This window comes from Pseudomonas allii, assembly GCF_055380095.1.
In genome coordinates, this window is record NZ_AP039450.1 from 3,391,979 (window position 1) to 3,411,655 (window position 19,677).

General features: G+C 61.2%; 18 protein-coding genes. 8 read left to right on the plus strand and 10 right to left on the minus strand.

The window, feature by feature from the left end; genetic code table 11:
• The first annotated feature begins 59 nt into the window (after positions 1 to 59).
• Complete coding sequence (locus ACZ445_RS15120; RefSeq protein WP_058425847.1) at positions 60 to 1,370, plus strand: MFS transporter; 1,311 nt, start codon at positions 60 to 62, stop codon at positions 1,368 to 1,370.
• A gap of 13 nt (positions 1,371 to 1,383) precedes the next feature.
• Here the strand turns inward: ACZ445_RS15120 and ACZ445_RS15125 are convergent, their stop codons facing one another.
• The gene (locus ACZ445_RS15125) at positions 1,384 to 2,088 is read right to left on the minus strand and encodes an SDR family oxidoreductase (RefSeq protein ID WP_464707194.1); all 705 of its coding nucleotides are present in this window, start codon (positions 2,086 to 2,088) and stop codon (positions 1,384 to 1,386) included.
• Between the two features lie 101 nt (positions 2,089 to 2,189).
• On the opposite strand from ACZ445_RS15125, the gene ACZ445_RS15130 reads away from it, so the two are divergent.
• From ACZ445_RS15130 to rarD, 3 genes are all read left to right on the plus strand, one after another.
• On the plus strand, positions 2,190 to 3,092 hold the full coding sequence (locus ACZ445_RS15130) for a LysR family transcriptional regulator (protein ID WP_310863048.1): 903 nt from the start codon (positions 2,190 to 2,192) through the stop codon (positions 3,090 to 3,092).
• A gap of 81 nt (positions 3,093 to 3,173) precedes the next feature.
• Positions 3,174 to 4,184, plus strand: a complete 1,011-nt coding sequence (locus ACZ445_RS15135) for an aldo/keto reductase (RefSeq protein WP_464707195.1) — start codon at positions 3,174 to 3,176, stop codon at positions 4,182 to 4,184.
• Positions 4,185 to 4,457: 273 nt separating this feature from the next.
• Positions 4,458 to 5,339, plus strand: coding sequence for an EamA family transporter RarD (rarD, locus tag ACZ445_RS15140; protein WP_464707197.1), 882 nt, complete (start codon positions 4,458 to 4,460; stop codon positions 5,337 to 5,339).
• A gap of 57 nt (positions 5,340 to 5,396) precedes the next feature.
• On the opposite strand, the gene hppD is transcribed toward rarD, so the two are convergent.
• Positions 5,397 to 6,473, minus strand: coding sequence for a 4-hydroxyphenylpyruvate dioxygenase (hppD, locus tag ACZ445_RS15145; RefSeq protein WP_058425843.1), 1,077 nt, complete (start codon positions 6,471 to 6,473; stop codon positions 5,397 to 5,399).
• Positions 6,474 to 6,719: 246 nt separating this feature from the next.
• Positions 6,720 to 7,643, minus strand: coding sequence for a DMT family transporter (locus ACZ445_RS15150; RefSeq protein ID WP_058425842.1), 924 nt, complete (start codon positions 7,641 to 7,643; stop codon positions 6,720 to 6,722).
• 78 nt (positions 7,644 to 7,721) lie between these two features.
• Between ACZ445_RS15150 and ACZ445_RS15155 the strand changes: the two genes are divergently transcribed.
• Complete coding sequence (locus ACZ445_RS15155) at positions 7,722 to 8,609, plus strand: LysR family transcriptional regulator (protein ID WP_179030334.1); 888 nt, start codon at positions 7,722 to 7,724, stop codon at positions 8,607 to 8,609.
• Positions 8,610 to 8,712: 103 nt separating this feature from the next.
• On the opposite strand, the gene ACZ445_RS15160 is transcribed toward ACZ445_RS15155, so the two are convergent.
• The 5 genes from ACZ445_RS15160 to ACZ445_RS15180 are packed head-to-tail and all read right to left on the minus strand — an operon-like array spanning position 8,713 to position 14,415.
• Positions 8,713 to 9,450, minus strand: a complete 738-nt coding sequence (locus ACZ445_RS15160; protein ID WP_179028750.1) for a fimbrial biogenesis chaperone — start codon at positions 9,448 to 9,450, stop codon at positions 8,713 to 8,715.
• Positions 9,447 to 10,475, minus strand: a complete 1,029-nt coding sequence (locus ACZ445_RS15165) for a fimbrial protein (RefSeq protein ID WP_160329171.1) — start codon at positions 10,473 to 10,475, stop codon at positions 9,447 to 9,449. Before ACZ445_RS15165 ends, ACZ445_RS15160 begins: the two co-directional genes overlap by 4 nt.
• A complete protein-coding gene (locus ACZ445_RS15170; protein WP_147467365.1) occupies positions 10,472 to 13,045 on the minus strand; it encodes a fimbria/pilus outer membrane usher protein in 2,574 nt (857 codons plus the stop codon). Before ACZ445_RS15170 ends, ACZ445_RS15165 begins: the two co-directional genes overlap by 4 nt.
• A 2-nt stretch (positions 13,046 to 13,047) precedes the next feature.
• Positions 13,048 to 13,830 carry a fimbrial biogenesis chaperone gene (locus ACZ445_RS15175; RefSeq protein ID WP_058425838.1) on the minus strand — a complete coding sequence of 261 codons (783 nt, stop codon included), beginning with the start codon at positions 13,828 to 13,830 and terminating at the stop codon, positions 13,048 to 13,050.
• A gap of 27 nt (positions 13,831 to 13,857) precedes the next feature.
• The gene (locus ACZ445_RS15180) at positions 13,858 to 14,415 is read right to left on the minus strand and encodes a fimbrial protein (protein WP_058425837.1); all 558 of its coding nucleotides are present in this window, start codon (positions 14,413 to 14,415) and stop codon (positions 13,858 to 13,860) included.
• Positions 14,416 to 14,588: 173 nt separating this feature from the next.
• Here ACZ445_RS15180 and ACZ445_RS15185 point away from each other — a divergent pair, with 173 nt between their 5' ends.
• Together ACZ445_RS15185 and ACZ445_RS15190 are read left to right on the plus strand one after the other, a co-directional pair.
• Positions 14,589 to 16,130, plus strand: coding sequence for an EAL domain-containing protein (locus ACZ445_RS15185; protein ID WP_310863044.1), 1,542 nt, complete (start codon positions 14,589 to 14,591; stop codon positions 16,128 to 16,130).
• 198 nt (positions 16,131 to 16,328) lie between these two features.
• Complete coding sequence (locus ACZ445_RS15190) at positions 16,329 to 16,691, plus strand: histone-like nucleoid-structuring protein, MvaT/MvaU family (RefSeq protein ID WP_058425835.1); 363 nt, start codon at positions 16,329 to 16,331, stop codon at positions 16,689 to 16,691.
• Positions 16,692 to 16,804: 113 nt separating this feature from the next.
• On the opposite strand, the gene ACZ445_RS15195 is transcribed toward ACZ445_RS15190, so the two are convergent.
• Complete coding sequence (locus tag ACZ445_RS15195; RefSeq protein WP_058425834.1) at positions 16,805 to 17,341, minus strand: DUF4946 domain-containing protein; 537 nt, start codon at positions 17,339 to 17,341, stop codon at positions 16,805 to 16,807.
• A 195-nt stretch (positions 17,342 to 17,536) separates the two neighbouring features.
• Here ACZ445_RS15195 and gloA point away from each other — a divergent pair, with 195 nt between their 5' ends.
• Entirely contained in the window at positions 17,537 to 18,058 is a 522-nt protein-coding gene (gene gloA / locus ACZ445_RS15200; protein WP_464707198.1) for a lactoylglutathione lyase, read from the plus strand.
• Between the two features lie 50 nt (positions 18,059 to 18,108).
• On the opposite strand, the gene ahpF is transcribed toward gloA, so the two are convergent.
• On the minus strand, positions 18,109 to 19,674 hold the full coding sequence (gene ahpF / locus ACZ445_RS15205) for an alkyl hydroperoxide reductase subunit F (RefSeq protein WP_071488244.1): 1,566 nt from the start codon (positions 19,672 to 19,674) through the stop codon (positions 18,109 to 18,111).
• Positions 19,675 to 19,677 lie beyond the last annotated feature (3 nt).

The following is a 19,677-nucleotide window of genomic DNA, read 5'->3' on the forward strand; positions in this document are numbered from 1 at the left end:
TCTTCAGGCGATCAACGTTACCCTCGCATCGCGAAAAATCATAATAAAGAGAGACTCCCATGTCACAGAGCGCCGCAGCCACACTGGCCACCGATGACGATAAAAACGCCATCTACAAGCGCATTACCCTGCGCCTGATCCCCTTCATTTTCATCTGCTATCTGTTCAACTACCTCGACCGGGTAAACGTCGGCTTTGCCAAGCTGCAAATGCTCGACGCGTTGAAATTCAGCGAAACCGTGTACGGCCTCGGTGCCGGGATCTTCTTTATCGGCTACGTGCTGTGCGGTGTGCCGAGCAACCTGGCGTTGACCAAATTCGGTCCACGCCGCTGGATTGCGTTGATGATGATCGTCTGGGGCACGCTGTCCACCTGCCTGCTGTTCGTCACCACACCGACGCACTTCTACACCCTGCGCCTGTTCACCGGTGCCGCTGAAGCGGGCTTCTTCCCCGGCGTGGTGCTGTACCTCTCGCAATGGTTCCCGACCTTCCGCCGTGGGCGGATCATGGCGCTGTTCATGTCGGCCATTCCGGTCTCCGGTTTGCTCGGCAGCCCGTTCTCCGGCTGGATCCTCAACCACTTTGCTGCCGGCCAGGGCGGCTTGGCCGGCTGGCAGTGGATGTTCCTGCTGCAAGGCATTCCGACCGTGATCCTGGGCGCCCTCGCCTACTTCCTGCTCAGCGACAGCTTTGCCCACGCCAAGTGGCTCAAGCCCCACGAACGCGCGGTGCTGGAAGCCGACCAGGCGACCGATCTGGCCAACAAGCCGAAAACCACCACTGATTCGCTGGCCGAAGTGTTCAAGAACCCGGCAATTTGGGCGTTCGGCCTGATCTACTTCTGCATCCAGAGCGGCGTGTACGCCATCAATTTCTGGCTGCCGTCGATCATCAAGAACCTGGGGTTCAGCGATAACCTGGTGATCGGCTGGCTCAGTGCAATCCCCTACCTGCTGGCCGCGGTGTTCATGCTGCTGGTGGGTCGCTCCGCCGACTTGCGCAAGGAGCGCCGCTGGCACTTGGTGGTACCGATGTTGATGGGCGCTATTGGCCTGGTGATTGCGGTGAACTTCGCCACCACGCCGGCGATTGCGATCCTCGGCCTGACCATCGCGACCATGGGTGCGCTGACCGGCCTGCCGATGTTCTGGCCGGTGCCCACCGCCATGCTCAGTGCGGGCGCGGCGGCAGGCGGCCTGGCGTTGATCAACTCCATGGGCCAGATGGCCGGCTTCCTCAGCCCCTACATCGTGGGCTTTGTGAAGGATGCCACCGGGTCCACGGATGTGGCGCTGTACTTGCTGGCGGCGGTGATTGTCGCCGGTAGCGTATTGGCGTTGCGGATGACGCGTACCCTGAAGGCTTAGGTCGCTGCGGCAATCAGAGCAGACCACCGCCGTCGATATCGATCACGGCGCCGGTCATAAAGCCATTTTCCATGGCCAGCACATACCCCGCCGCCACTTCCTCTGCTTGCCCTACTCGCCCGACCGGCAGCGCGGCGCCGGCCTTGGCAAACATCGCCAGGCGCTGCGCCTCTGCAAGCCCGGCATACGCCGGTGTATCGATCACCCCTGGGCTGACCACGTTGACCCGGCGCGGTGCCAACTCCTTCGCCAACTGTTTGCCCAGCGCTTCGGTGGCGGCGTTGATGCCGGTCTTGATGAACTGGCCTGGCGCCAATTTACGTCCCAGTTGCCCAGAGGTCAGGCTGATGCTGCCGTGCTCATCCAGGAACGGCAGCGCCAGTTGGATCGCCCGCAGCGAGCCCCAGAGTTTTACGTTGAAGTTGTCCTGGGCCTCGCTCAGATCGGTTTCGATCAAGGTCTTGGCACGCACGGTGGGCCCTGAGGTGTAGACCAGGTGATCGAACCGCCCCACGCGTTCGAACAATTGTTGCAAGGACCCTGCGTCGGTGACGTCCACCGGTTCGCTGCGCAGGCCGTTTTCCACGCCGCTGGTCAAACGCCGCCCGGCCAACACCACCTGCGCCCCGCGCGCAGCAGCGGCCTTGGCCACGGCCGCGCCGATTCCGCTGCTGCCGCCAATCACGATGACGGTTTTGCCGTTGAGGGAAGAAGTCATGGGGAAATTCCTGAATTAAGAAAGTGAGCGTTCATCTTCACAGCTTGGCAATCAGCGAAAAATCCCGGTAAAACGACAAGATCTTTAAAGGATTTTTACAAATGAGCTCGACCCTCGACCTTGAAGTCTTCGTGCGCACCGCCGACACCGGAAGCCTGTCTGCAGCCGCCCGCGGCCTCGGCTTGACCCCGGCTGCCGCGAGTATCGCCCTCAAGCGCCTGGAAACCCGCCTGGGCATTCGCCTGCTGGCGCGCTCCACCCGCAGCATGCGCCTGACCGAAGAAGGTCGCCGCTACCTGGAGAGCGTGCGCGTAGCGCTGGAAGCGCTGTCCGAGGGCGAACAGGCGATCAAGCAGCAGGGCCAGAGCCTCAGCGGTTTGCTGCAACTGGCAGCGCCCTCGGACTTCGGGCGCAATGTGCTGCTGGGCTGGCTGGATGCGTTCAAGCTCGAACACCCGAACATTCGCCTGCAATTGCTGCTCAACGACAGCAACGCTGACCTGTTCCGCGACACCGTGGACATCGCCTTGCGCTTTGGCGTCCCCCGGGATTCCAGCCTGGTCGCGCTGCCAGTGGTGCCTGACCACCACCGCATCCCCTGCGCCAGCCCGGATTACCTGGCGCGTCACGGCACTCCCCGGGTTCCGGCTGATCTGGCGCAGCACAACGCGCTGCGCTACATGCGTCAGGGACGGGCCAACAACACTTGGTATTTTCGCCAGGGCGCGCTGCTGCAGGAGGTTGAAGTCTCGGGCGATTACTTGAGCGATGACGGTGAAATCGTGCGGCGCTGGGCGTTGGCCGGTCACGGCATCGCCTACAAAGCCAACCTGGATATCGCCCAGGACATCCAGGCCGGACGGCTGGTGCCGTTGCTGCCGGATTGGCAAGGCGAGCCGACGCCGTTCAACCTGATGTGCCCTCACCGTCTTCAAGTATCGGAACGGGTGAAGGTGCTGCATCGTTTTTTACAAGCGCGCTGCAAGACCCTGCTGAGCCCATGAAGAAACGCGCCCAGGGCTTGTCCCAGAGCCGCTGAGTCTGGTATTGCATGGGGCACGTTTCCCCGCCTTGAGGAGTTATCCATGATTTACCGCACATTGGGCCATTCCGGGTTGAAGGTCAGCGCCTTGACCCTGGGCACCATGATGTTTGGCGAACAGACCAACACCGAGGACTCGCTGCGCATCATCGACAAGGCCTGGGACCAGGGCATCAATTTCATCGACACGGCAGACGTCTACACCGGCGGACGTTCCGAGGAAATCGTCGGCGAAGCCATCGTGCGCAATCGCCAGGATTGGGTGGTGGCGTCCAAGGTCGGCATCGGCCCGGTGGACGGTTTGCCCAACCGCAGCGGCTTGAGCCGCAAGCGCATGTTCAACGCACTGGAAGCCAGCCTGACCCGGCTCGATACCGATTACCTGGACATCTACTACCTGCACCGTGAAGACCACAACACCCCGCTGGAAGTGACGGTGGCGGCGATTGGAGACCTGATCCGCCAGGGCAAGATCCGCTACTGGGGCCTGTCGAACTATCGCGGCTGGCGCATTGCCGAGGTGATTCGCGTGGCCGAACGCCTGGGTGTCGACAAGCCGATCATCAGCCAACCGCTGTACAACATCGTCAATCGCCAGGCCGAAGTCGAGCAGATCACTGCCGCAGCCGCCTACGGCCTGGGCGTGGTGCCTTACAGCCCATTGGCCCGTGGCGTGCTCAGTGGCAAATACGCGCCGGACGTCACCCCCGAGGCCGGCAGCCGTGCGGCGCGCCAGGACAAACGCATCCTGGAAACCGAATGGCGCGTCGAATCGCTACGCATCGCCCAGCAGATCCAGCAATACACCCAAGGGCGTGGCGTGGGAATCGTGGAGTTTGCGATTGCGTGGGTATTGAACAATTCGGCGGTGAGCTCGGCGATTGTCGGGCCACGCACCGAGGCGCAATGGGATGCCTACCTTGGAGCGTTGGAGGTGAAGATCACGGCGGAGGATGAAGCGTTCATCGATTCGCTGGTGACGCCGGGGCATTCGTCGACGCCGGGGTTCAATGATGTCGGGCACTTCGTGTCGGGGCGCGTGGCGCGCGCTTAAGCCGGTAACCCTGTTATTGAGCAGAACACAGTATTGTGGCGAGCGGGCTTGTCCCGCGTTGGGTTGCGTAGCCGCCCCAAAAAAGCTGGGAGCGCTGCGCATTCCAACGCGGGGCAAGCCCGCTCGCCACAGTTAGCCCGCCCCCGCAGCGGACTAACGCGAAAATTTGCTAAAAAATGCCCCAAAACAGCGCAACCCTCTCGTAGTAAAAGCACCATAATCCCCTGCTTAAATCCCCCTCTTTTCGTATCAATGTTTTTTCGCGAGGACAGCGTGTCTAAAGGTGTCGTGTTATCGGTCTTGGCCTCGGTATTGTTTGCCGTGATGTATTACTTCACGTCGCTACTCACGCCCTTGAGTGGCCTGGAGATTTTCGGCTGGCGCATGTTGCTCACCGTGCCGTGCATGACGGTGTTCATGATGGTCAGTGGCGAATGGCGACGAGTGTGGGAGCTGCTGCGGATGCTGGCTGCCAGGCCCGCATTGATTGGTGGTGTGCTGGTGTCTTCCGCCCTGCTGGGCGTGCAGCTGTGGCTGTTCATGTGGGCACCGCTGAATGGGCGCAGCCTGGATGTGTCGGTGGGTTACTTCCTGTTGCCGCTGACCATGGTCCTGACCGGCCGCCTGGTATGGGGCGAACAATTGTCGTACTTGCAACAGATCGCCGTCTTTTTTGCAGGCCTGGGGGTGCTCAACGAGTTGTACCAGGCTGGCGGGTTTTCCTGGGCCACGCTGGTGGTGATCATCGGCTATCCGGTCTATTTCATCGTGCGCAAGTACCTCAAGACCGACCACCTGGGCGGCCTCTGGCTGGACATGGCGTTGATGCTGCCGGTGGCCTGGTGGTTTGTGCAAAGCGGCGAGCAAGGCTTTGCGGTGCTGGATGCGCACCCCAAGCTGTACGCGCTGATTCCGATGCTGGGCCTGATCAGCGCTTCGGCGCTGGTGAGCTACATCATCGCCAGCCGCTTGCTGGCGTTCAGCCTGTTCGGGCTGCTCAGCTACGTTGAGCCGGTGCTGTTGCTGGGGGTGGCGTTGATCCTGGGTGAAGGGATCAAGGGCGGCGAATGGTTGACCTACATCCCGATCTGGCTGGCGGTGATGGTGCTGGTGTTCGAAGGCTTCAAACACCTGGTACGCCAGCGCAAAGCCTGATCGGCAGGCAGCAAAAAGCCCGGCCAGGTTACCCTCGGCCGGGCTTTTTTGTGTGCGTTAGTCGGTGGTCAGTACACCACGACGCACCTGGTCGCGTTCGATCGACTCGAACAACGCCTTGAAGTTGCCCTCGCCAAAGCCATCATCGCCTTTACGCTGGATGAACTCGAAGAACACCGGCCCCATGAGGGTTTCCGAGAAGATCTGCAGCAGCAGGCGCTTGTCGCCTTCGACCGAGGAACCGTCCAGCAGAATGCCGCGTGCCTGCAGTTGATCCACCGGTTCGCCATGGTTGGGCAGGCGGCCTTCGAGCATTTCGTAGTAGGTGTCTGGCGGCGCGGTCATGAAACGCATGCCGATTTTCTTCAACGCGTCCCAGGTCTTGACCAGGTCGTCGGTGAGGAACGCCACGTGCTGGATGCCCTCGCCGTTGAACTGCATCAGGAACTCTTCGATCTGGCCGGCGCCCTTGGACGACTCTTCGTTCAGTGGGATGCGGATCATGCCATCCGGCGCGCTCATGGCCTTGGACGTCAGGCCGGTGTACTCGCCCTTGATATCGAAGTAACGCGCTTCACGGAAATTGAACAGCTTCTCGTAGAAGTTCGCCCAATAGACCATGCGGCCGCGATACACGTTGTGGGTGAGATGGTCGATGACCTTCAGCCCCGCACCCACTGGGTTGCGCTCCACGCCTTCGAGGTAGACGAAGTCGATGTCGTAGATCGAGCTGCCTTCGCCGAAACGGTCGATCAGGTACAGCGGCGCGCCGCCGATACCCTTGATGGCTGGCAGGTTCAGCTCCATCGGGCCGGTTTCGATGTGGATCGGCTGGGCGCCCAGTTCCAGCGCGCGGTTGTAGGCTTTTTGCGAGTCCTTGACGCGGAACGCCATGCCGCACACCGACGGGCCGTGTTCGGCCGCGAAGTAGGAAGCGATGCTGTTGGGTTCGTTATTGAGGATCAGGTTGATCTCGCCCTGGCGATACAGGTGCACGTTCTTGGAACGGTGGGTCGCGACCTTGGTGAAGCCCATGATCTCGAAGATCGGCTCCAGGGTGCCTGGCGTCGGCGACGCGAATTCGATGAATTCAAAGCCCATCAGGCCCATTGGGTTTTCGTATAGATCTGCCATGATTTGGCGCCTCATCATTCTTGTGTTTTGAAGGTTTCAATTGCCAGCAAGGATGGGGAGCACGGGCGGCGCACAGGAAAGACCTCGCACACTGCGGGCGAGGAAGTCACCAAAGATGAGGGGGGAGCCGAGTAGCTTCATGATGTCATCGGTCTCTGACGGCTTAGGCTTGCGTGAGCGCAAGCCCATATTCTTGTATGCGTAAATCGATTCTACACAGCGTAACCGCGTTTGTCCGTACTCTTATCAAATCCCCATTACCCGCACCCGTGCAAGGGGTTTATTGCACAGGTAGATGCCCGCCAGGATGACCGCCCCACCCAGCAGCATGGGCAGGGTGAACGGCTCGTCCAGCAGCACGGCGCCACAGATCACCGCCGTCAGCGGATTGAGCGCGATGAACACGCCGCTGCGGGTCGCGCCGATACGCCGGATGCCATCGTAATAGCCGATATACGCCAGGGCCGAGCCCAGCACGCCGAGGTAAAGCAGGCTGTACAACTGCGGCAGGTGGATGGCAGTGAGCGCAACCAGGGTGAGCCGTCCGCTCAGCAGCGTGGTGGCCGTGAGCATCAGCGTTCCCAGCAACACCGACCAGGTGACGGTCTGCAAGGGGCCCAGGCTCTGGTTAAGTGCGCGTGCACCCAGCGAATAGATGCCCCACCCCGCCACGCAGCCGGCGATCAGCAGATCGCCGCGCCAGGCGTCGGTCGCACCCTGCAGCCCCCGTGGGTCGCGGTTGACGATGACAACCGCCGCGCCCGCCAGGCACAACGCGATTCCCAGCGCCTTGCCAGGCCCCAGGCGCTCCTTGAATAACAGGCAGGATGCCATGCCAATCACCGCTGGGTTCAAGGCAACGATCAGCGACGCCCGCGACGCGCCGATGTACTGCAAGCCATAGAAAAAGCACAGGTTGTAGAAAAAGATGCCGAAAAATCCCAGCACTGCCAGCCGCCCCAACTGCGGCAGGTTTGGACGGGCCAGGGGAATGCGCGCAAACGCCATGAACAGCAACAGCGCGACGCTGGCCAGCACAAAACGCAGGCTGGCCGCCAGCAGCGGGTCGAAGGCACCGGACAAATAACGCCCGGCGGCAAAGGTGCCGCCCCAGATCATGGAGACGGCAGCGAGCTTCAGGTAGGTCAAACAATCGGTGGAAGGTTTCATCGGGGTATTGCTCTGGCGCTGGACGGGTTAGCCTAGTGTCTGCCCAATACCTGATCATCGTAAAATGAGTAAACACTCATGACCCTGACCCAACTGGAAATTTTCTCCCTGGTCGCGGAGCTGCAAGGCTTTACCCATGCCGCCAACCGCCTGGGTATCAGCCAATCGGCGGTGTCCCATGCCATCAAGGGCCTGGAACAGGCGTTGGGGGTGGAGTTGTTCCGTCGTCATCAAGCCCATGTGGCGTTGACCGACATTGGCGAACAGTTGCTGTTGCGCGCCCGCGCCATGCTTGGCCTGGCCAACACCCTGGAGCAGGAGGCCGCCGATGCCCGAGGCTTGAAGCGCGGCACGCTGCGTATCGGCTCCTTCGGGCCAACGTCGTCCAATCGGCTGTTGCCGCAGATCCTTCGGCCGTTTCGCCAGGCCTACCCTGACATTGAGGTGCATGTCGATGAAGGCCCGGACCGCCAGGTCATCCAATGGCTGGATGAGCGGCGCATCGACGTGGGCTTCGTGGTGCTGGAGCAGGAGCGGTTCGACACCTTCGCGTTGTTCACCGATCAGATGGTCGCGCTGTTGCCGGCCAGCCATCCTCTGGCAGAGCAGCCTGCCCTGCGCCTTGAAGACCTGTGCGAGGCGCCCTTTATCCTGACCGAGGCCGGTTCGTCGGAGCTGGTCTCGCGCCTGTTCGTCAGCGCCCGGCTGACGCCGAATGTGCGTTACCGTTACGCGCAACTGCTCAGCACGCTGGAAGCGGTGAGCCGTGGCGATGGCGTCAGCGTGGTGGCCCAGGGTTCCCTACCGGTCACACCCGACCCGTGTTATGTGGCGCGCCCACTGGCACCGGCCATTACCCGTTCGATCGGCCTGGCAGTACTGGATCGCCGCCAGGCGTCCCCTGCCACACTGGCGTTTATTCGTGTGGCACAGGGCCTGGACTTCGCACCTGTCGCACCGTCATAGCCGGCCTTTTCAAGGTCTTTAGGCAGAACAGGCGATAAGTACCCTGTGGCGAGCCACAGTTGCAGTGTTCGCCATTAATGAAAGACGTTGAAAGGGCTGACCGTTATAGCGGCTGGCGGTGATGGCGCAGCGCTCCGCTGTCATCCACGGTACTGAAGCGCAGGCTGGCAGCGCCGGATGGCGCCTTCAGGGGCGCGTCGAAGGACAGTTGGGTAGCAGACCGTGGTGCGACCATGGGTGGGTTGTGATGTGGGTATTCGACGCCTTCGACAACCAGTACCACCGACGCCAGGGTCACGTGAAACGCGCTGGGGTTGTGCACTTGCACAACTGTTCGCTGCCCGCCGACCAGGCGCCAGGTCAATCCGCTCGCGGCATCCGCTGCGCCGTTGGCAAGCGCCACCGGCCGCAGGAACAGTTTGATCCGCGTCCGAATCGCCCATTGCAAGGTATTGCCGCCCGTGGCGTCGGTGGCAGTGGGTCGAACACTCAGCACGTTGAGCCAGTACAGGGCTTCCTGGTCGGCAACCGGTACAGGCGCTTCGCTTGGCTGGTAGACAATACGCAACGGTGCACCTTTGCCTGGGTCGATGCGCTTGATCGGCGGCGTGAGGGTGAACGGCACATCGCTGTATTCCGGTGGCAATTGCGCGTCACCGGTATCGATCCAGGCCTGGACCAGCCTCGGGCTGTCGGCTTCGTTGGTCAGTTGCACGCTCACTTCACGGGTGCCCATGGGGTAGATTATGCGTGTGCGGTCCAGCACCACATCGCTGCTGGCGATGGCAGTCCACAGCACACTGAAACACGCCGTCGTCCAGCGTAACACGCCCTTACTCATCGATAACTCAGGGTGAACGTCGCCTGCCCATTGGCCGTACCGGCCTGGATGCGTGCAGCCGTTTGCACGTAGCGTGCAGTGAGTGGAATGGTAAAGGTGCCGTTATCCGTAGTGCCCGCCAACCACTGGTTGGGCGTGCCGATTGCGCTGGAGTCCGGGCCGTAGCTCAGCAGCCGCTCCTGGTGCAGCAACTGCAGGGCCACGCCCCGGGCCGTCGAATCGCCAGTGAGAGACAGGCGATTGCTGCGATTGGCCGGCGCGGTCTGGTCGGTCAGGGTCACCAGCACATCCAGGCTGGCACCGGTGCCGCCGGCACATTGCAACACGATGGTCTCGGTGACGGCTCCGGCGGTGCTGCCGATGCCGCTGAAATCACGCGCCGACACCGTCCCCAGGCGCATTGCCAGGCTGGGTGTGGAGACGGAACAGGTCGGTTTGCGCGGCGGCCCGATCAATGTGCCGCCCAGGGTGATCATGTGCTCACCTGTTGCCGAGCGCACGGCGAAGCGGGCGATCGGTCGGGGGTCAATAAGGCCGCCCTGGATAGTACCGGTGACAAAGAAGAACAACCTGCCCCGCAAGCCCCATCTGGGTAGCCCCGGGTATATGGGTGGATGCAAGACGCTGATACCGGTACTGACCGCCTGGGGCGCCCTGTTGTCACGGTCTTCGGCAATCATGCCCATTCCAACACCCACCACCGTCGTCCGGTAAATGGGCATCCGCACCCCATAGTGAAAAAAATAGCTACCCGTGAAGTTCAGGTCACTGCTCAGGGATATGTAGCTCCAATACTCACTGAACACATCGTCGTATCGGCAAACCATCGCATTGGGAACGTCAAACGTGTAGCCATCCGGGTTGCCCAGTACCTGCCCGGGCCTGGGGTTGGCGGGCAGCGGGTCGATGGCGGGCACGTTGATTACCGTCGGGCCGGCGGCATCGCAGTCCCCGCCTGCCTGAGCCATTGGCAGCGTCAGCGCCGTCGATAGCAACGCCAGTCCACAGGTAGCAAGGCACTTCATGGGATGGCCACGCATCGCCCCTCCCACACCTGCGCGCTGCGCTGGCGCTCGGCGGAAGGTCTGGATGGCAATTGGTAAACAATGGCGCAACGTCCATCTACCGCATCGCTCCAGCGGACGGTGAGCCGACCGCTATCGCTGATATCCCTGACAAACGCCTTGCTGGCCTGCCCTACTACCCCGACTTCGCGCCCTTGTTCGTCGAACACTTGCGCGGCAAACGGCAAGGGCTGGCCGTTGTCCCGGCGCGCCTTGACGATCACGGCGCGACCACTGGCGACCTTGAAGCGCAACAGCGTCAATGCGCCCAGGGTGGGCACGACACTTTGGCTGGACTCCAGCAGCTCGACGTCCACGGGCATGCCATTTGGATCGAGCGTCACCACATTGCGCCGGAACGCTTGCAGATTGGGCGCCACCGCATAACCATCCGCGCCGATATGCGCGTTGCCGCTGTTGAGTGCCGCCCCCTGCGCGTTGGGGGCGTGTACCAGGGCGGCGGATTCGCCCAGGCTCTGGGACAGGATCAATCCGTCGGGATGAGCGACCACCGCGCCATCCGCGCTGAATGCCAGCTGCGCGCCCTGGCTGGATTGGCCATAACCCAGGCGCATCGCCACGGCCTCACCGCGATAGCCAGTGTAGGCATTCACTGCGCTGGCCCGTGAACCTGCCGCCGCACTGCGGCTGGCCCAGACGCCATAGTGTGCGCTGGCGTCCTCCCCCAGCAGGCCATTGATACCCAGTTGCTGCTGGCTGCCGCGCCGGTCGCCACGGTCCCAATGCTGGGTGCTGGTCAATGTGGGGGCGCGCAGTCCCGCCCCCAACGGCATCGACAAGGTCAGGGTGATGCGGTTGTCCAGCCGCCCGCGCTGGCCCACATCACCAAAGAAGAGCGCGTCGCTGTGTTCCCTCGGGCTGCGTCGCTGCTCGTCGCGCAGGCGAGTGTCTTCGATACGGGAACGCTGCATCGAGACATTCCAGCCCAGGCGTTTCCAGGTAGCCCCGTAGCTCACTGAAAAGGTGGTCTGGCGCCCCTGCTGCCGCTGCCAATAGGCGGTGGAACTGCCGGACAGGGTTAACGTGCCGCCGCCCAATTGCTGGCTGACATTAAGATCGAGGCGACTTTTCTGCCTGGCCAATCGGTCCGCGCCATAGCCTTTTCTCAGGCCTTCCTGTGCGCTCAGGGCATCGTACAAACTGAAATACCCCGGCGTGGAGTAGCGGTACATGCCCAGTGCGAAGTGAGTACCGGAGGTCGGCACGCTTTTGTAATAACCCAGGCCCAGGCTGTGCCCCGAGCGGTTGCCCTGCCCGTCCAGCAGCGTACGGGAGCCGGTTGCCTCCAGGGACAACACGCCCAGCGCAGTGCTCAGCGCAACGCCCAATTTGCCCTGGTGATAGCCCTGGGTCTTGGTGCCGCCACCGTATACCGTCAGCCCGTCCGCCACACCTTGGGCCAGCGTACCCTGCACCATCGCTGGCATGCCTGCAGTCATCCCGAGCTGGTTCACCTGGCCCAGGCTCACATGATAGTGGCGAGCCCCGGCCCGCAATAACAGCGGGGTCGCGGAGTACGGTACCGTAAAGGTGTTCCGGCGCCCATCCACTTCAGTCACGCTGACGGTCAAGTCACCGCCATAACCGGTGGCTGGCAGGTCATTGATCTCGAACGGACCTGGCGCCACCGTCGTCTCGTAGAGTGTGTAGCCATTCTGGCGAATGGTCACGGTGGCATTGCCCTCCGCCATGCCACGCACCAGGGGCGCATAACCTTGAAGGGACGGGGCCAGCATCCGCTCATCGCTGGCCAGGGTCACGCCCCGTACGCGTATGCCTTCCAGGATCTGCCCGCTGCTGAAACTGTCGCCGAGGCGCAACTGCGCCTGCCACATTGGGAGGCTGCGTTGCGCAAAGGTCGAGGTGTTTTGATAGGGCGGCTGGCCGGTCGCCGAATCCCAGGCCTGCGCGCCTTGGTGCCGCAGGCGCCAGCGGCCGAGGTTGAGGCCCGCATTCAGGCCCAGGTAAGCGCGATCGGTGCCCGCGCCCGCCGTCATGCGGGTAGTGCTGAAGGTGTAATTGAGCAGGCCGGCGTCGATGCCTTCATCCCAATAAGACGGGTCGATAAAGCCACGGGGGAGTTGTTTGACGTACACCTGGGGCAGGCTCACTGCCCATTCCAAGGCTGCGGCGTCAACACGGCTCGTCGCCGCGGGCAGCCAATCCTCCAGCGCGGGACACTCGGAAGCCGTGAGCAGCGTGCCGATGCGCTCCGGTGCGACACCGAGTTGCAGCAGCAAGTCGCGATCGACACAGGGCACAGCATCGGCTTGTGCGTCAGGGGTCATGAACGTTACTTCGCGGCGACCCATGGGCTGGCCGTTGACAATGATCTCCATAAGATGGGTGCCAGGGCTGATCAGGTCGTAGCGACTGAACCGAGACACATCGACTGCCGCGCCCTCGCTGGAAAAGGCTTGCAGGTCAAACACCGGCTCCGCGGCTGTCACGTGTTCAATCGACGTCAATGCTGCACTGATCAGCCCGGCAAGCATTGACTGCCTGTTCACGGTCAGAACCTCAGCGCAGCACGCTGCGGCGGTGAGAACGCGCCATAGTCGTTGATGTACTGGAAATGCACCTGGGCATCGGCCGGGATGTGCATGGCGGCTTCGTGCACCGCCAGGCGCAAGGTGTCGCCCGGCGCAACCATGCCGGTGTCGCTGCGCAACAGGCGGGCATCGGCCCGTGGCCCCAAGGCCAGCGCAACCTCATTGAACGTGACATGAAAGGCTGACGGGTTATACACCTCCAGCCCCCGTCCCTCCGCCGTCTTGTAGAGCGACCAGCGCAACTGCCCGGGTGCGCCATCAGGCTTCCCTGGTAACCGGTCCGGACGGAAAAACACCTTGGTGCGGATGCGGAACGCAAACCGCAGTTGATTGGCTTGCTCGTCGCCCAGCGTAGGCAATGGGTGAAACCGCGGTGGCACCTCCAGTACATTGAGCCAGAACAGTGTTTCGCGGTCTTCGGGCAAGGGCTCTCGGGAATAGACCAGTCGCATCGCGTGGCCCTTGCCCGCCTCGATACGAAACACCGGCGGCGAGAGGCTGAATGGCACATGGCTGTCTTCCGGCCCGGTCCGCCGATCAGCGGGCTCGACCCACGCTTGCACCAGGCGTGGCGCGGCGCCGTCTTCGTTGGTCAACTGGATGGTGATCTCAGCCTGGCGCTCAGGGTAGATATGGCGCGTACCATTGATGATCACACCGGCATCCACCGTCGCCGGTTCGCCGGGCAGCAACACTGCCAGCAGCAGGCCCAGGTAGCGCCGGGCCTTTGTCGAAGACACCATGGCTGCGCACTCCTGTTCCCGGCTCGCTCAGGGAAAGGTCACGGAGTACTGCACCGCCGCCTGCACTGGCCCATTGCCGGCCGCGCCAGTAGCGATGTACCGCGCTGCAAATGGCAGCGTTGCAATGCCATCGTCCGGAATTGCGGGGGTGGATGTCGTGCCCAGCCGCAGGTCGATGGGCCGGTTCACGACCCCATCGATGATCTGCACCTCGACATTCGCCGCACCGGAAGCGGCCGTGTTGAGCAGGTTACCTGTCAGCGGGTTGACCCCAGGGCTGGTGCTCTCGAACAACACCGCTACCGTAGACGCCGCGCAAGGGGATGCCGTGCCGCCAACATAGATGAAAAAAGGCTTGCTGCCGGCAGTATCCCCGGCCGCCTTCAGCGCGGAGGCTTGCACTTTCTCCAGCGCTACCGGAAAGCTCGCCCCGGTGCCCGGCCCTGATCCGGTCCCCCCGGTAATCGGGCACGTGCTACCCACAATATCGCCACTGAGGGTGATGGTGCCGTCTGCTGCCATGGCAGGCCCGACGGTGATGCCCATGAATGCGAGAAACGCCGCTGCCAGCCTTTTGCTTTTCATGATGAGTCCGCCTTGGAAAAACCGACGTTTTGATCATAAGTAACGTGCGCAAGGCTGCCTACTGACCGAACGGCTAGGTATCCCGAGCTTATTGCGGCGACTCCAACTATCATCGAGGCAAGTCCGGACTGCCGTGCTGACGCCTCTCTCATCTCGCAACAGGCTTACATCCCATGCCCCTGACCGTCCAAGGCCCGCGCAGCCGTGCCACCCGCAACCTGATCAGCGTGTTCTGCGCCATGGTGCCGCTGGCATTGGGCGTGGTGATCCTCCACTGGCAAGCCGAACGCACCCTTGAACAAAGCACCGCCCAGACCGCACAGGAAGCCGTGCGCCAATTCGATTTGATGCTCGATAACACCGCCCTCGCCGCCCAGGCATTGCTGCCGTTGGCAGGGCAGCCGTGTGATAACGGCGCACAGCTGGCGTTGCGCGAACAGGTCACGCGCCGCCCGTTCGTGCGGGCGACCACCTTGTCCTGGCAGAGAAACATCTACTGCAGCTCGCTGTTTGGCGACCAATACGCGTCACCGGTCAACCCGGATGACTATGTAGACGGCAAGTTGTGGTTAATGGATGGCAACCCGGTGACGCCCGATACCGCACTGCTGGTGTACCGGCTGGTCGAGGGTGACAAGGCCGCTTTTGCGTCGATCGACGGCTACCACCTGACCAACGCCCTGCGGCTGATCAGCCGTTACGCCGACCTGGTGCTGCAAGTAGGGCCCCATTGGCTGGGGGCCGATGGAACAGTGCATGACACCGCGGTGCCGGTATTTGCCGTGGCGCACCATCATCTCGCATCCTCGCGTTATCGCTACAGCGTCGACGCTGGCATGCCTGCCGGCGAAGTCTGGCGCTACATGCAGGCTCGATACCCGGCGTTGTTCAGCCTGTTGGTGTTCTTTGGCGTGCTGGCTGGGGTGCTGGCCAATTGGTTGCAAAAACGCTCTTCGGCTCCGACCCATGAACTGTATCGGGCATTGGGCGCCAACGAATTCATTCCGTACTTCCAGCCCGTGGTACGCGGTGATACCGGCGAATGGGCGGGCTGCGAAGTACTGATGCGCTGGCAACACCCGAAGGAAGGGCTGGTGCGACCCGATCTGTTTATCCCCCTCGCCGAGCATTCGGGCCTGATCGTGCCGATGACTCGTGCCCTCCTGCGCCAGACCGCCGCGCAACTGGCGCCTCATGCCACGCGTTTCAGCCCGGGATTCCATATTGGTGTGAATATCACCGCCCGCCACTGCCAAGACCTGGCACTGGTGGAGGACTGCCGCGAGTTTCTCGCCGCCTTTCCCGAGGGCCAGGTGACCCTGGTGCTCGAGTTGACCGAGCGCGAGCTGATCGAACCCACAGACATTACCCGACGCTTGTTCGACGCGTTGCATCAATTGGGAGTGATGATCGCCATTGACGATTTTGGCACCGGTCATTCCAGCCTGGGGTACTTACGCAACTTCAATGTGGACTACTTGAAGATCGACCAGAGTTTTGTCGCCATGATCGGTGCAGATGCACTATCGGGGCATATTCTGGACAGCATCATAGCGCTGTCTGGCAAGCTCGACTTGGGCATCGTTGCAGAAGGTGTGGAGACGCGCGAACAGTGTGAATACTTGGCCGCTCAAGGGGTGGACTTCCTGCAAGGTTACCTGTTTGGAAAGCCTTTACCCTGTGATGAATTTATTAAATCGCTGGCGCGTCATTGAATAGCCATGCACTACCTGCACTGAAATAGTTGGGTCTAGAGAAAAGACATGATTTACTCGTGACGCATTAACTACTACAATTTTTCCTGCCTGTGCAGAACTCGCGGGATGACTTCTTTCCTGGGTCGCCTTAAAGCGCTTGGCTTATAGCTTTGTCTGCAGTTGATATCAGCCAACTACACTATTGGAGTACAGATTTTGTCCAGACTCGCCGAATTTCGCGCAGCAGAAAAAGCCCTTCAAGAGCAGCTTGCCCAGCTGGAATCCCTGAAGAACGATGCTGGCCTGAAGAAAGAAATCGAATTCGAAGAAAAGCTTCAAGCCCTGATGAAGAGCTATGGCAAAGGCCTGCGCGACATCATTTCCATCCTTGATCCAAACCCGGGCAAGTCCAGCGCTGTTGCCGCCGCACCTAAACAGCGCCGTGCGCGTGTGGTCAAGGTTTACCAGAACCCGCACACCGGTGAATTGATCGAAACCAAAGGCGGCAACCACCGTGGCCTCAAGGCCTGGAAAGAACAGTACGGCGCTGCCACTGTAGATTCCTGGCTTCGCGGTTGATCGTACTGCACTTATAAAGAGCCCCGCTGACGCGGGGCTTTTTTTATTTTATAGGTTCGAAATCGAACTTAAATAACATTTCACTTTGTTCAAAATCGACAGGCCTCACGCACTTAAAGTTTCAGGCTGTCGCGCACCGAACTGACTTCTTCCTTGCCTGCTTCGTACGCCTCGGCCTGACCTGCGTATGAAAAAACATACGCTTTATCGGTATCAACCGCGCCCACCAATGTTTGCGAGAGCACGTGTCGCCCGTTCTCGGTTATCACGCAAGTAGTTTCCAACGCTTCAAGACGGCTCAATGTTGTAGGGTGCATCTTGCTGCACACGCTTTGATAACCACCCTGGGCGAAATCTTTCTGGATGGATTTGCGCATCTCCAGCAGTACGCCTTGAAGATTAACCTGGTGGCCAACTTCAATGGGCGTCCCGGTCAACTCCATGACCATCAGGGTCGTACCGTTTTCATCATTCTTGATTGCCCGCTGCCGCGACACTGCCTGGGGTTTGGCACGTGCCTGGTCATCTGCCACGACTTCTTCAACCTGCCACCCACTAGGCCAATGAATTTCGGGCTCGGCGGCCACTACGCAGGAACTGCCCAACCACAAGCACAGCATGCTCAACAACGGTTTACGAAATTCGGTCATTACAAAAAACACCCAAGGTTCAATGGCCAAAGTTTGAGCCCCAGCCTCGACAGGCTGCAAGGCCTGCGTGGCTTTTTCATCTGGCGACCGAGCCGAGCCTTGCGTATCATGGCCCGGCTGCACGGATGCCAGCCGCAAGCCAAGGAACCGCTCACATTTCAGAGCCGCGTTTGCCCCATTTTTTCTGGAGGGCCCATGAGCCTGCACGAACTGAACACCTTTCCGGGCGTCACTGCCCAACCTGATACCGCCACCGCCGACTTCGTGTTCAACCACACCATGCTGCGGGTCAAGGACATTACCAAGTCGCTGGACTTCTACACTCGCGTCCTGGGCTTTTCCCTGGTTGAAAAACGCGACTTCCCGGAAGCCGAGTTCAGCCTGTACTTCCTCGCCCTGGTCGATAAATCCCAGATCCCGGCCGATGCTGCCGAGCGCACCCAGTGGATGAAGTCGATTCCAGGCATCCTGGAACTGACCCACAACCACGGCACCGAAAACGACGTCGACTTCGCCTATCACAACGGCAATACCGACCCGCGTGGTTTCGGCCATATCTGCATCTCGGTGCCGGATATCGTCGCCGCCTGCGAGCGCTTCGAAGCCCTGGGCTGCGATTTCCAGAAGCGCCTGAGCGATGGCCGCATGAAGAGCCTGGCGTTCATCAAGGACCCGGATGCGTACTGGGTCGAAATTATCCAGCCCGCGCCGCTGTAACGAAAAAACCCCATGATCGCTCATGGGGTTTTTCATTTGCGCGGCCGTCCTTACGCCGGGGCGGAAGTTCGAATCAGGTGGTCGAACGCACTCAGGGAAGCCTTGGCACCCTCGCCCACCGCAATCACGATCTGCTTGTAGGGCACGGTCGTGACGTCACCGGCAGCAAATACACCCGGCAGTGAGGTCTCGCCACGGGCATCGACGATGATCTCGCCACGCGGCGTCAGTTCCACGGTGCCTTTGAGCCAGTCGGTGTTGGGCAACAAGCCGATCTGGACAAAGATCCCTTCCAGGTCGATGGTCTTGAACTCGCCGCTGTCCCGGTCCTTGTACGCCAGGCCGGTGACTTTCTGACCATCACCTTTCACTTCGCTGGTCAGCGCGCTGGTGATCACGTCGACGTTCGGCAGGCTGTAGAGCTTGCGCTGCAACACCGCGTCGGCGCGCAACTTGCTGTCGAACTCGAGCAAGGTCACGTGGCTGACGATACCGGCCAGGTCAATGGCCGCTTCCACGCCGGAGTTACCCCCGCCGATCACCGCCACACGCTTACCCTTGAACAACGGACCGTCACAGTGGGGGCAGAAGCACACGCCCTTGGCCTTGTATTCCTGCTCGCCCGGGACACCCATTTCTCTCCAGCGAGCGCCGGTCGCCAGGATCACGGTCTTGGACTTGAGGGTCGCACCGCTTTCGAAGCGAATTTCGTGCAGGTCACCGGCGTTTTTCGCCGGGATCAAGGCACTGGCGCGCTGCAGGTTCATGATGTCTACGTCGTACTGACGCACGTGGGCTTCCAGGGCACTGGCCAGTTTCGGCCCCTCGGTTTCCTGTACCGAGATAAAGTTCTCGATGGACATAGTGTCCAGCACTTGCCCGCCGAAACGCTCTGCGGCGACGCCGGTGCGAATACCTTTGCGTGCCGCGTAGATCGCAGCCGACGAACCGGCTGGGCCGCCGCCGACGACGAGCACATCGAAGGCCTCTTTGGCGCTGATTTTCTCGGCGGCTTTTTCGATGCCGCTGGTGTCGAGCTTGGCGAGAATCTCTTCCAGGCCCATGCGGCCCTGACCGAAGTTCACACCATTGAGGTACACGCTGGGCACCGCCATAACCTGGCGTTCATCAACCTCAGCCTGGAACAGTGCACCGTCGATGGCGACGTGGCGGATGTTCGGGTTGAGCACGGCCATCAGGTTCAACGCCTGGACCACGTCCGGGCAGTTCTGGCAGGACAGCGAGAAGTAAGTCTCGAAGCTGAACTCGCCTTTGAGGGCGCGGATCTGTTCAATCACTTCGACACTGGCCTTCGACGGGTGGCCACCGACTTGCAGCAGGGCCAGCACCAGCGAAGTGAATTCATGGCCCATGGGGATGCCGGCAAAACGCAGGCTGATCTCGGCACCCGGGCGGTTAATGGAGAACGAAGGCTTGCGCGCATCGTTGCCATCGGTTTTCAGGGTAATCAGCGTGGTGAGGCTGACCACATCCTGCAAAAGGGCAAGCATTTCCTGGGATTTCGCGCCGTCGTCTAGGGAGGCGACGATCTCGATCGGCTGGGTGACCCGTTCCAGGTATGACTTCAACTGAGCTTTAAGATTGGCGTCCAACATACG

Bases quoted from the DNA above. Each gene is read 5' to 3' on its own strand.
- ACZ445_RS15120 (WP_058425847.1), top strand. From the start codon at position 60: ATGTCACAGAGCGCCGCAGCCACACTGGCCACCGATGACGATAAAAAC.
- ACZ445_RS15125 (WP_464707194.1), bottom strand. From the start codon at position 2,088: ATGACTTCTTCCCTCAACGGCAAAACCGTCATCGTGATTGGCGGCAGC.
- ACZ445_RS15130 (WP_310863048.1), top strand. From the start codon at position 2,190: ATGAGCTCGACCCTCGACCTTGAAGTCTTCGTGCGCACCGCCGACACC.
- ACZ445_RS15135 (WP_464707195.1), top strand. From the start codon at position 3,174: ATGATTTACCGCACATTGGGCCATTCCGGGTTGAAGGTCAGCGCCTTG.
- hppD (WP_058425843.1), bottom strand. From the start codon at position 6,473: ATGGCAGATCTATACGAAAACCCAATGGGCCTGATGGGCTTTGAATTC.
- ACZ445_RS15150 (WP_058425842.1), bottom strand. From the start codon at position 7,643: ATGAAACCTTCCACCGATTGTTTGACCTACCTGAAGCTCGCTGCCGTC.
- ACZ445_RS15155 (WP_179030334.1), top strand. From the start codon at position 7,722: ATGACCCTGACCCAACTGGAAATTTTCTCCCTGGTCGCGGAGCTGCAA.
- ACZ445_RS15160 (WP_179028750.1), bottom strand. From the start codon at position 9,450: ATGAGTAAGGGCGTGTTACGCTGGACGACGGCGTGTTTCAGTGTGCTG.
- ACZ445_RS15165 (WP_160329171.1), bottom strand. From the start codon at position 10,475: ATGAAGTGCCTTGCTACCTGTGGACTGGCGTTGCTATCGACGGCGCTG.
- ACZ445_RS15175 (WP_058425838.1), bottom strand. From the start codon at position 13,830: ATGGTGTCTTCGACAAAGGCCCGGCGCTACCTGGGCCTGCTGCTGGCA.
- ACZ445_RS15180 (WP_058425837.1), bottom strand. From the start codon at position 14,415: ATGAAAAGCAAAAGGCTGGCAGCGGCGTTTCTCGCATTCATGGGCATC.
- ACZ445_RS15185 (WP_310863044.1), top strand. From the start codon at position 14,589: ATGCCCCTGACCGTCCAAGGCCCGCGCAGCCGTGCCACCCGCAACCTG.
- ACZ445_RS15195 (WP_058425834.1), bottom strand. From the start codon at position 17,341: ATGACCGAATTTCGTAAACCGTTGTTGAGCATGCTGTGCTTGTGGTTG.
- gloA (WP_464707198.1), top strand. From the start codon at position 17,537: ATGAGCCTGCACGAACTGAACACCTTTCCGGGCGTCACTGCCCAACCT.
- ahpF (WP_071488244.1), bottom strand. From the start codon at position 19,674: ATGTTGGACGCCAATCTTAAAGCTCAGTTGAAGTCATACCTGGAACGG.